Origin of the sequence: Bacteroides caecigallinarum, from assembly GCF_021530995.1 — a bacterium.
In the GTDB taxonomy this organism is placed as follows: Bacteria; Bacteroidota; Bacteroidia; order Bacteroidales; family Bacteroidaceae; genus Phocaeicola; species Phocaeicola faecigallinarum.
This window is the reverse complement of sequence record NZ_JADYTF010000110.1, coordinates 1-12,022: the sequence shown is the minus strand read 5'-3', so window position 1 is coordinate 12,022 and position 12,022 is coordinate 1. Positions and strand designations below refer to the sequence as shown.

Genomic DNA, 12,022 nt, shown 5'->3' with positions numbered 1-12,022 from the left:
TTATTAGACTTAGTTCTACTAGATATCTACACAATTTTAATACTGATTCATGGTATGTATCATTATTAGCTCATAATCTGCTTGACGAAGCTTATAGAAAGAAGAATTTTGCAGATTTTGTAATGGCCATGATATTTCGTTCCGATTATGGATTTATTTTTCCAGAAAGAGAATGCTGTAAATTAAAGGCGCCAGTAACACCGTCAAAAGCAAAAAGTGATGATTTACATGTACTCTATGAGAGTATTGATGGTATAAGAGCGGGAATTCAAACTTTTGGATCGGATGAAATGCTGTGGATTGGGAATGGTGCTAATTCTGTATATGGATTTAGTATGGTTAGAGATGCATATTCTTTTGAAGATTATGGCAGATGGGATCTGGAACAATTACGCAAAGCTAAATTGTTTGAGCCTTTTACTGTTCAGACAAAAGATATTCATGGCTCTCCTATTAACAAAGTAGAAGAAGATTTCAAAGAAGAGTATAATGAACTTTATGTACAAATGCTTCCATTCAAAATTGCAGTTAGTAGTGACCAATGTAATATATGTTTGGCTAAGGATAAAGATTTGGCTTTTGTTCCACACCAACTATTAATAGATAAAATTTCAGGACAATTTCTAGGCGAATTAAAGCCATCAACAAATGTCCTTTCAACTGAAATAATGGTTACTTCCTTACTAGATAAGATGCTAAATACAAATTATAGTAAAAGTTTTTGGTGTCCAATTGGAGAAGAACCAGGTATAAATGATTTTGCATTACAGATGCAATATGAGAAATTGAAAGACTGGCTTAATCAATCAAATTTTATTATATTTAATCAAACGTATCCAGAAAAAGCATTAAATAGTGAAGTAAATGTCATATGTGCACATGGAGGAAGTGAAATAAGCAATGAACAATGTTTTTATGTGAATAACAGACCTATTAGAGATATTGATAGGATAGTTGGAAAAGGTAAGCTTCTCATTCTTCTTACTTGTCATTCGGGAAGTATGAAAGAAAATGGTGGTTATGATTCTTCTATCCATTCTTTTATAAAGAAATTTATTCGAGAAGAATATGCTTGTATAGTTGCCCCGATGTGGAGTCTTTCTGTTGATATAACATTGCCATGGATGCAAAAATTCTTTCAAGAATTAGACAATGGGAAATTTGTTTGTGAAGCTGTATTTCAAGCAAATATGCATATTAAATCCATGTATATAAGCCCATATGCTTGGGCTTGCATGCATCTATTTGGGAATCCTTATTTGATGGTTGACAAAGGGTAATCTTATAATTGCAATTTTGATATCTATATTGTAGGTCATATATAAAAATAAAAGGTATTTCATAAACGACTTTTAAGATTATCACTAAATGATTTATTAAATACACAAACTGTTCTATGAGAAGTTAATTATCTTTTCATAGAACAGCCATTATTAATTTCATCATTGTTAATTTTCTGCCCAACTTCCCACTCACGATTTTCACTATGACTGCCACCACCTGCATCACGCAGCTTGGCTTTGTTAGAGAAACGTAAAATAGGCTTTGTTAGTTGCTGGGCTTGGTATTGTTCAATTTGTTTCATCGGCTGTTTTCTTAACCGGTCAAGATTGAAGTTCTCTTCAGTAAGGTTTATAATGATATGCTGCTTGAAGTTGATGGCATAAGTTGCATCCTCATCATGACAGATAGTAAAACCTTCTTCATGCAGTTGCCTTCTGATAGAGGTTACTGTTTCATCATTGAATATCTCACGCAGACGGTTTACAGCATCAGTGTAGTAGTGTGTTCTTTCCAGAGACAAGTTCACCAGATCTGTCCGAGAAACCTTGAATATCTTACAAAGCAGATCACGTTCAGCCTCAGTTGCCGGACTGAACATTTCAACCATGGCTATACGGTTGTTACGGTCGATTGCTTCTGCCATAAAAGGTTTCAACGGACGGTTTTGACCATCAAAGTAGATGATGCCTTTCTTGATATAGGCACGTTGCTTCCTGATTTTACTGTATATTTCACTCTGGGTAATCTTTGGATTAAGTGTCAGTAACCGGTCAATATAGTCCTCAATCCGATTTAACCGTTCTTCAGGAGTAGCAAAGTCCAGAAGTTCCTCTACAGCTAGCACCCTTGCACCATGAATGACGGTCTTGTTTGCATGATCAACGAGCATATATCCGTATGGTGTATCCTTCTTGCCGAAGAACACAATATCAATACCGAACTTCGTTTTCAGTTCCTTCTGCAGTTCCTCCTTTTTGGAACTTACATCACGGTATTTCTTTAATATACTTCTTAGCTGACGGCAACGTGTCCTTTTCCGATAACCGCTCTTGAAAAGACTTTCTATTTCAGAAAAAGGGATTTCCTTCTGAACCTTTCCACCATGCTTAACGAATACATTCTCATCTTTCTGATAGACCTCATAGCCCATGGAAACCATTATTGCCTTGAACTGGGCAAAGGAAGAGAATGTATATTGTTTGGCAGCATCAATATCATCTTCCGTTTTCTTTTTCCTGTCATTCCCAAGAATACGGTCAATGACTTCCTGGGAACGTCTGCGCTCATGGCTGTGCTGAATCTTTCTTCCATCAGGTGCCACTCTCGAAGTGATGATATGAAGATGGGTATTCTCTGTGTCATAATGGGAGTAAACAAGCAACGGCTGACCGGATTCTCCGTATCCCATTTCCTTGAGATACTGGTGTGCAAAATCCAGCAACTCATCTTCTGACATTTCGTGTCCCTTGCATGATATGGCCACATGAAACTGCGGTTTCCTGATTCTGCTGTTCTGTGAGCTGTACTTCTGGAGATAACCGACCAGTTCACTCGGGGTAGGCTTGTGAAAAGTTCCGAGTGAACCGAAATTCTGAATCTCGATAAGCCGTGCAACACCTTTCGAGAGTTTATGTTCATTGTAACCGACAGCATGGAAGTTCGTGCTTCCCGGTAATATGGTTGCTATCATATTGAATTCTAATTATCATGGTTTATTTGACTGGGTAACCGAAATACTTCAAGCTCATTAATCTACGGTTACGCAATAATAATATCTGAAATGATTGAATACCGTGTAATCTGCAATTCAGATTCTGACAGCTTTCTGTGTCAGAGAATCAAGGTCTTTCTTTATTCGGTTCAATGTTTCTTGAGTTTCAAGGATAACCGGTAACAGAACTTCCTGAATATAGCTGGGAGCGAGTAACCCGGCTACCGCAAGCTCATTGGCACGTTTAACCGACTGATTAAGGTTTCCTCCTGCCCAGAAAAGTTCATTCTGATATTTCCGGTAAAACGAACCCAAATCATTCATCAGTTTGAGCTGTCTTTTGGTCCCGATATCTGAATACTCTACCAGTGCTGAACGTATATAATGGCTCACGGATGAATAGGAGGCAGATTTCTCCTTAAACTGTTGTACTTCCTCCGGTGTCATTCTGACCTTGATGTACTTGGTTCTCTGATTCTTCATACTTGGATACATTGGTGGTTAGGTTTCCCGGACCATCTTTCGCCATGCGAAACAGCGGCTATCCGCTCCGATGCGCCAGCATTCGGCAAGTTACTTTTGTGGGTACGAAACGGAGTTTTGTGGCCACAAAAGTACAACTTGCTTGGAAAACTCTGCACAGCAGAACGATGCCTTCCGGGAATGATTATTACACCCAAATTTACCGGAGAAAGCCGTTGCAAACCGAAATCTGCAACACAATTCTTTGGAGGCATATTCCGGCTTACCGTGTGCTGTAGCATCCGGTTGTCTTGGAATATCCATATTGCGGAATATTGTTGTATAGAATCCTAGAACCTATCAAGCCAATATCAATGTGTTCTGAAATAGATGCTACAAGCATTATTCAATCATAGAACCATACAAATCGCAGTAATCAGTAAACAAAGTTCCGTTATCTATGGTTGGATAAACCAAAGTTTCAAAAACACACAAGATATAGTTATACAGGATGAATGGCAATTATTCTCATAAAACCTATATCCAATATAATATGTAGTCCCGATACCATGATAGTATGGTAAAAGTAACTTGATTATCTAAGTTATTGGAATCCCAATAAAAGGGAAAATAAAATCTTGTTGCTAATTCAACTGATGAAGTGGCTATTGGGAAACCTTATTTTATCTGAGCTATATTGCAAAAATATTCAGACAGAATAATCTTGTATTCAGAGTCTGGAGATACCTTGTTATCATGGTGATATTACACTGATAATCAGTAAAAAATCTACTCGAATAACAAGAAAATAGTGTTGCGCAAATTTCTGTATCTCATTGATTTTTAGTATATTTATATAATAAACAAGCTATTATATATCACTAAATATTACACGTTATGTTTGAATTGTTGTTGATTATATATCTGTTGCCGGTATTTATTATCGGTATGTTGCTCCTGAAGCTGGTATTCTGGCTTTTGAGGATTGCCATACGTCTTGCAGTCTGGTTGGTCAAGAAAACTTTCATCCTTATATGGAAGCTTATCGTACTTGTCTTTGCCATACTTATAGGCCGTGAAGTATTGCCCTGGAATCAACCGGACAAATAGAAAGGAACCGCACCAATATGAGAAATGGTACGGTTCTGATAAAGATAAGTAGAATCCTCCCTTTGCGTTAATGGTTTGTTCCAGTTTGTCGATTACATGAATCCTTTCCCTTTGCTTCTTTCATATACAACTTCCTTCTTGGAATCACAGTTCATAAGACGGAACTGAACCATACATCCGGTAGGAATATCCTTCGGCAACTGTTCAACTAGTCTGTCGATAACCTGGTCTACATTACTAAAACCAATGTCTGTTATTTCACCGATAACGTCACCTTTGAAATATGCACGGCCATAAATCATCATTTTCTTTGTGATGCGGAACATCTTGTCTGCCGGTGTCTCGAAGTCACGTGCCTTGCCTTGTTTACTCTTCTTGTTGCTGAAGAAAATGAAGTCAATCACTTTCGCATTGAGTTCCCAGGCAGGGGTGAAGTCTATCTTAACATATCCTCTTGTTATATTCAGTCCATGACTATGATTCATACCGAAGGCAACTTCATACAGGTTGGCATCACAGTCATTCTGGGCAATAGTAGCCCATGTATGACGGAAAGTATAATAACAGTAGTAATCCTCCTTCTTCATTCCCATATCGGCACATATCTTTCTGATTCCAATGTTTACATTGGCATTGAAACTGTCCGGGTTGCTGTAACGCTTATGGAACTTGAAAAGATATTCGTCATTCTCGTCTGAAAGATACTTGTCAAATGTGGCCTGAATGAACGGTTCCACACGCATTTCAATATAGGCTTCGTCTTTCCGGCTGTGCTTTGTCTTAGCTCTTTTATATCCGATAACTCCATCCTTATAGTTTTCTTTTTTAAGCTCAAAAATATCTACGGTGTTTATTCCGCCCAGACACAAGGATAGGAGTGCTACGTCTCTGCCCAGTTCCGGAAGAGAGGAAATCATTTTAGTTTCCGGTAGGGGACGATTGAAGAATTCCCTACATGCCTCTGCACTGATGGCTCTTTGAACCGTACTATCAGATTTTGGGATGGTGATTTTTAACCAAGGATTGTATTTGATTCGTACAACACCACGCTCTTCATCATTAAGTTCGATAAGTGCTCTTTTGAATATCTGTCTTAAACAGGTCGGGTACATTTCTTTCGCCCTGTTCGTCAACGAAAGACTATTAATCCATCTTGTCAAAACAGAAGATGACAAGTGAGTAAACATCACTCTGGTTGTTCCCAAATATCTTTCGAGGTGGTTTACAGCCAGGCGATAGTTCTTAGCATTACGTTCATGTCCTTCAGAGGCCATACGGTTAATGAATTTTGTAGCATAGTCACTAAAACATATTTCTTCATCTGAATGGATAAGGAATTCAATTAGTTCAGCAACAGAATAATTTGAGACATCCTTACGGTTTATCATATCGCTATAACGTAGGATTTCTCGTGAACAATATTCGTTGACCACGATATCCTTGATTTCGCCATTCTTGGTGATTTGCTTGTCCGTAATGAGTTTATCGGTTTTAATATAACCCATTCTTGAACGGTGGACAACACGAATGTACACTGGATAAAATCCGTCAGCTCTCTTTTTTCTTACGACTACTTTAAATGTTGCCATATCAGATTGATTTATAAGTTATTAAATGGTGTATGCGTTGGTGTATGCGCCACTGTTCAAAAGTGTATGCGTGGTGTATGCAAGTACCGTTTATTTGGCTCATTTTTTGCGGACAAATGCACGAACCGCTTAAAAACAACTTAGGCTGTAACGCCTGATAAACAGTTCGTTACAGCCTAAATCAAATATTATCCTATATTGCTTATGCTTCCTCTATTGCAGCCTGAGCCACTTTCATATACGATTATTCCACAATAGGTTACATTGCCGGTGTATGTGAAGTGTATGCGCTTTGGTATGACTTTTTTCTAAAGCTACTACTTTTTAAGCATTATTCTTCAATTGCAGCTTGGGCCGCAGCCAATCTAGCAATAGGCACGCGGAATGGAGAGCAAGATACATAGTTCAATCCAACTTTGTGGCAGAACTTGACAGAAGTTGGTTCGCCACCGTGTTCACCACAGATACCGCATTTCAAATCAGGACGTACTGAGCGGCCTTTCTCTACAGCCATTTCTACCAACTGACCTACACCGTTCTGGTCGAGTACCTGGAATGGGTCAACTTTAAGAATCTTCTTTTCAAGATATACAGGCAAGAACGAAGCGATATCGTCGCGTGAATAACCGAATGTCATCTGTGTCAAGTCGTTTGTACCGAATGAGAAGTATTCAGCTTTCGAAGCAATTCTGTCGGCTGTCAAAGCGGCACGAGGAATTTCAATCATTGTACCTACCTTGAATGGAATTTCCACACCTTCTTTTTCGAACAGTTCGGCAGCAGCTTTACGGATAACCTTTTCCTGAGCTTCGAATTCATAAAGAATACCAGTCAATGGAACCATGATTTCAGGATGAGGATCGTAGCCTTCTTTCTTCAATTCGATTGCTGCGCCAAGGATAGCCTGAGTCTGCATTTCTGTAATTTCAGGATATGTGTTACCCAAACGGCAACCGCGATGTCCCAACATTGGGTTATGTTCGCAAAGGCTGTCAACTCTCTGACGGATATATTCCACTGTCACACCCATAGCCTGTGCCATTTCTTCCTGTCCCTTCAAATCGTGTGGTACGAATTCGTGCAAAGGTGGGTCAAGCAAGCGTACATTGACTGGACATCCGTCCATAGCCTTGAATATGCCTTTGAAGTCAGCTTTCTGGTATGGAAGAAGTTTTGCCAGTGCTTTCTTACGTCCTTCAACATCTTGGGCAAGAATCATTTCACGCATTGCCACAATCTTTTGATTGTCGAAGAACATGTGTTCTGTACGGCAAAGTCCTATACCTACAGCACCGAAACCACGAGCCACTTCTGCATCATGAGGAGTGTCGGCATTTGTGCGGACTTTAAGTTTTGTATATTTGTCACACAAGTTCATCAGTTTAGCGAAGTCGCCTGAAACTTCGGCAGCTTTTGTAGGAACTTCACCCTGATATACATCACCAGTACTACCGTTCAAGGAAATGTAATCACCTTCTTTCAATACAGTTCCGTCTATTTCGATAGTACGTGCTTTATAATCTATATTGATTGCTCCGGCACCTGATACACAGCACTTACCCATACCGCGTGCAACAACGGCTGCGTGTGATGTCATACCGCCACGTGCAGTAAGGATACCTTCGGCAGCTGTCATACCTGCAAGGTCTTCAGGTGAAGTTTCGATACGTACCAGAACCACTCTGTGTCCGTCGGCTCTCCACTGTGCAGCATCTTCTGCAAAGAATACTATCTGTCCGCATGCAGCACCCGGTGAAGCTGGAAGACCACGTGTCAGTGCCTTAGCTGTACGTAATGCTTCCTTGTCGAATACAGGGTGGAGAAGTTCGTCAAGTTTGTTAGGTTCGCATCTCTTGATAGCTGTCTTTTCGTCGATGATTCCCTGTTCGAGCATTTCCATTGCTATGCGTACCATAGCAGCACCTGTACGTTTTCCGTTACGTGTCTGCAAGAACCAGAGTTTGCCTTCCTGAACTGTGAATTCCATATCTTGCATGTCGTGATAGTGGTTTTCAAGTTTAGTCTGGATGGCATCAAGTTCTTTGTATATTTCAGGCATAGCTTCTTCCATTGATGGATATTTTGAAGCTCGTTCTTCTTCTGAGATACCCTGAAGAGCAGCCCAACGCTGTGAACCGATTTTTGTAATTTGCTGTGGAGTACGGATACCTGCTACAACGTCTTCACCCTGTGCATTGATAAGGTATTCACCGTTGAAGAGGTCTTCACCTGTAGCAGCATCGCGAGAGAATGCAACACCTGTTGCTGAAGTATCGCCCATGTTACCGAATACCATTGCCTGTACGTTTACAGCAGTACCCCATTCGGCAGGTATTCCTTCCATCTTACGATAGAGGATGGCACGTTCGTTCATCCATGAATCGAATACGGCACAGATAGCTCCCCAAAGCTGTTCGTATGCACATGATGGAAAATCTTTTCCTGTCTGAGCTTTTACAGCTGCCTTGAATCTTGTTACTAACTCTTTCAGGTCTTCTACTTCAAGTTCGTTGTCCAGACGTACACCTTTGGCTTTCTTTACATCTTCTATGATAGCTTCAAACGGATCGATATCTTCCTTGTTTGTTGGTTTCATGCCGAGAACAACGTCACCATACATCTGTACGAAACGACGGTATGAATCCCAAGCGAAACGTTCGTTTCCTGTTTTACGTGCCAAACCGACTACAACTTCATCATTAAGACCTAGATTAAGAATTGTATCCATCATACCAGGCATTGATGCGCGAGCACCTGAACGTACAGAAACTAGAAGTGGATTTTCTACATCGCCGAATTTCGATTTCATCAGTTCTTCTACACCTTTGATAGCCTTTTCTACGTCATCTTTAAGCAGGGCTACTACTTTTTCTTTACCTTCTGCGTAATATTCGTTACATACATCTGTTGTTATGGTGAAGCCTGGAGGAACCGGAACGCCAATAAGATTCATTTCTGCAAGGTTAGCACCTTTTCCCCCTAGTAAGTTTCTCATGTCTGCTTTTCCTTCGGCCTTACCGTTTCCGAAGGTATAGACTCTTTTTGTTTCCATTTTTAATGATAAGGTTTTTTAAGTTATTAGTTATTTTAAGTATTAGTTTCTATCTTTTACTTTAGACCGTAAATAATGTAAAATACAGTCTGTTTTTCTTTAACGATGGCAAAACTATATATTATTTGTGTATAAACAAACATATATATTATATTCTACAACATGTTTTTGCAATGTCTATATAGCAAAATCAACTATTTTTGAAATCATGGTGTTTTGTCAGAAAAAATGACTAAATTTGCCCCAAATTGGTTTTATTCAAAAATAACGTGGCAAGGAAGAAAAAAGAACTACCTTTATTGGAAAAGGTAACAATAACAGATGTGGCCGCAGAAGGCAAGGCCTTGGCTAAAGTGAACGATTTGGTGGTGTTCGTACCATACGTAGTACCGGGAGATGTGGTTGACCTGCAAGTGAAACGTAAAAAGAACCATTATGCAGAGGCAGTGGCAGTGAAGTTTCATGAAAAATCTCCAATGAGAGCAGAGCCTTTCTGTCAGCATTATGGCGTGTGTGGAGGCTGTAAATGGCAGTGTCTTTCGTACGAAGATCAGATAAAGTACAAGCAGAAACAGGTTTTTGATAATCTCACACGTATAGGAAAGGTGGAACTTCCTGAATTCATGCCTATCCTTGGTTCGGAGAAAACCAAATTCTATAGAAACAAACTCGAATTTACATTTTCAAACAAGCGCTGGCTCACCGAGGAAGAGGTGAAGCAGGATGTTAAGTATGACCAGATGAATGCCGTTGGTTTCCATATACCGGGGGCTTTTGATAAAGTTCTGGCCATAGAGAAGTGCTGGCTTCAGGACGACATTTCAAATAGGATAAGAAATGCGATACGTGATTATGCGTATGAGCATAATTTCTCCTTCTTCGATCTCCGTTCGCAGGAAGGATTGCTACGTAACATGATGGTGCGTACGTCTTCTACTGGTGAACTGATGGTTCTGTTGCAATGTAAGGTCGTTACAGATGATGACCGTGCGAAGATGATGGAGATACTTCAGTATGTAGCTGATTCCTTCCCTGAAATAACATCTCTTATGTATGTTATTAATAATAAATGTAATGACACTATAGGCGATCTTGATGTAGAGGCGTTCAAGGGCAAGGATCATATATTTGAAGAAATGGAAGGTCTGAGATTTAAGGTCGGTCCGAAGTCATTCTATCAGACAAACTCCGAACAGGCATATAATCTGTATAAGGTGGCAAGAGAGTTTGCCAGACTCACAGGAAACGAACTTGTTTACGACCTTTATACAGGAACAGGAACTATTGCCAATTTCGTTTCCCGTCAGGCCAAGAAGGTAATAGGTATTGAATATGTATCTGAAGCGATAGAAGATGCAAAGGTGAACTCTGCAATAAACGGTATAGATAACACTCTGTTTTATGCAGGCGACATGAAGGATATACTTACTCAGGATTTCATCAACGAACACGGACGTCCGGATGTTATTATTACCGACCCTCCACGTGCCGGAATGCACAACGATGTGATAGATGTGATAATGTTTGCCGCACCGGAAAGAATTGTTTATGTCAGCTGTAACCCAGCCACACAGGCACGCGATTTGCAGTTGCTTGATCCTATGTATAAGGTTATGGCAGTGCAGCCTGTCGATATGTTCCCTCATACACATCATGTGGAGAATGTAGTACTCCTTGAGAAAAGGAAAGCTTAAGATAACAATACAAAAAAAACAATAAAAGTGGAAGGAAAAAGAAATAGGTCGGGTAGGCGTCCTGTGGCGCGTGCCGCGAATAAATATACTGTATATAATGTGTCGGAGCCGTCGGAACTGATGGAATTTCTGATGAAGAAGATGTCGGGCATAAGCCGTACCAGAGTGAAGGCTTTGCTTACGAACCGTGTGGTGATGGTCGACAATAATATTCAGACATTATATAATTTCCCGCTTAAGCCGGGTATGAAAGTCCAGATTAGCAAGGAAAAGAACAAGCATGAGTTCCGTAATCCTCTTCTTAATATATTATATGAAGATGCTTATCTGATTGTAGTGGAAAAGAAGGAAGGACTTCTGTCTGTTGCCACAGATCATCAGAAGGAACGTACCGCTCAGCATATTTTGAATGAATATGTTAAGCGCCAGCATCCGAGAAATCGTGTCTTTGTGGTGCATCGTCTGGACCGTGAGACGTCCGGTATAATGATGTATGCCAAAGATGAAAAGACTCAGCATACATTGCGTGATAATTGGCATGAAATAGTATTCGACCGTAGATATGTATCCATAGTAATGGGGGATATGGAAAAGGATAAGGGTACCGTACAGTCGTGGTTGACAGACCGCAAACTGTATGTAAGTTCGTGTAACTATGATGATGGAGGAAAACTTTCCATTACACATTATAAGACTATAAAACGTGCCAACGGTTATTCTTTAGTAGAGCTCAATCTTGAAACCGGCCGTAAGAATCAGATACGTGTCCATATGCAGACGCTGGGACATCCTGTTGTGGGAGACCAGCGTTATGGTTGTGAGACAGACCCTTTGGGAAGGCTTGCTCTTCATGCTTTCAAGCTTTGTTTCTATCATCCCGTAACCGGTGAGGTGATGCAGTTCGAAACTCCTTATCCTGCATCATTCAAGAACCTGATGCTCCGTAAATAGTAATCTTTTTTTTAGTCATAACACCCCCTTCTAAAAGGTATCAGAGAGGCTTTTTGTCCTTTTAAAAAAACGCGGGCAAATTTAAGGTAAAATGTGGGCAAGTTTTACCTTAAATTTGCCCGCGTTTTATCTTGTATTTATTAACGCCAGAATTTTATCTGCTGTAGGG

8 protein-coding genes are annotated in these 12,022 nt (G+C 40.0%); 4 read left to right on the top strand and 4 right to left on the bottom strand.

Annotated elements, in window-relative coordinates; all coding sequences use genetic code 11:
* The coding region (locus tag I6E24_RS13180; protein WP_235328993.1) for a CHAT domain-containing protein at nucleotides 1-1,280 on the top strand (1,280 nt) is incomplete at its 5' end.
* 128 nt (nucleotides 1,281-1,408) lie between these two features.
* On the opposite strand, the gene I6E24_RS13175 is transcribed toward I6E24_RS13180, so the two are convergent.
* Both I6E24_RS13175 and I6E24_RS13170 read right to left on the bottom strand, forming a co-directional pair.
* Nucleotides 1,409-2,974, bottom strand: coding sequence for a relaxase/mobilization nuclease domain-containing protein (locus I6E24_RS13175; RefSeq protein WP_235328992.1), 1,566 nt, complete (start codon nucleotides 2,972-2,974; stop codon nucleotides 1,409-1,411).
* 117 nt (nucleotides 2,975-3,091) lie between these two features.
* Complete coding sequence (locus I6E24_RS13170) at nucleotides 3,092-3,478, bottom strand: plasmid mobilization protein (protein ID WP_235328990.1); 387 nt, start codon at nucleotides 3,476-3,478, stop codon at nucleotides 3,092-3,094.
* An 876-nt stretch (nucleotides 3,479-4,354) separates the two neighbouring features.
* Between I6E24_RS13170 and I6E24_RS13165 the strand changes: the two genes are divergently transcribed.
* Nucleotides 4,355-4,567: a hypothetical protein gene (locus I6E24_RS13165; RefSeq protein ID WP_118400813.1), complete on the top strand. Its 213-nt coding sequence runs from the start codon at nucleotides 4,355-4,357 to the stop codon at nucleotides 4,565-4,567.
* Between the two features lie 92 nt (nucleotides 4,568-4,659).
* Here the strand turns inward: I6E24_RS13165 and I6E24_RS13160 are convergent, their stop codons facing one another.
* Both I6E24_RS13160 and ppdK read right to left on the bottom strand, forming a co-directional pair.
* Nucleotides 4,660-6,156, bottom strand: a complete 1,497-nt coding sequence (locus tag I6E24_RS13160; protein WP_235328989.1) for a tyrosine-type recombinase/integrase — start codon at nucleotides 6,154-6,156, stop codon at nucleotides 4,660-4,662.
* A gap of 331 nt (nucleotides 6,157-6,487) precedes the next feature.
* A complete protein-coding gene (gene ppdK, locus I6E24_RS13155; RefSeq protein WP_235328988.1) occupies nucleotides 6,488-9,208 on the bottom strand; it encodes a pyruvate, phosphate dikinase in 2,721 nt (906 codons plus the stop codon).
* A 269-nt stretch (nucleotides 9,209-9,477) separates the two neighbouring features.
* Here ppdK and rlmD point away from each other — a divergent pair, with 269 nt between their 5' ends.
* Entirely contained in the window at nucleotides 9,478-10,902 is a 1,425-nt protein-coding gene (gene rlmD / locus I6E24_RS13150) for a 23S rRNA (uracil(1939)-C(5))-methyltransferase RlmD (protein ID WP_235328987.1), read from the top strand.
* A 27-nt stretch (nucleotides 10,903-10,929) separates the two neighbouring features.
* Entirely contained in the window at nucleotides 10,930-11,853 is a 924-nt protein-coding gene (locus tag I6E24_RS13145) for an RluA family pseudouridine synthase (protein ID WP_235328986.1), read from the top strand.
* The last annotated feature ends 169 nt before the right edge of the window (nucleotides 11,854-12,022 follow it).

What these genes read in the sequence shown, in the direction of transcription:
- I6E24_RS13165 (WP_118400813.1), top strand. Translation starts at nt 4,355, where the DNA reads ATGTTTGAATTGTTGTTGATTATATATCTGTTGCCGGTATTTATTATC.
- I6E24_RS13175 (WP_235328992.1), bottom strand. Translation starts at nt 2,974, where the DNA reads ATGATAGCAACCATATTACCGGGAAGCACGAACTTCCATGCTGTCGGT.
- I6E24_RS13170 (WP_235328990.1), bottom strand. Translation starts at nt 3,478, where the DNA reads ATGAAGAATCAGAGAACCAAGTACATCAAGGTCAGAATGACACCGGAG.
- I6E24_RS13160 (WP_235328989.1), bottom strand. Translation starts at nt 6,156, where the DNA reads ATGGCAACATTTAAAGTAGTCGTAAGAAAAAAGAGAGCTGACGGATTT.
- ppdK (WP_235328988.1), bottom strand. Translation starts at nt 9,208, where the DNA reads ATGGAAACAAAAAGAGTCTATACCTTCGGAAACGGTAAGGCCGAAGGA.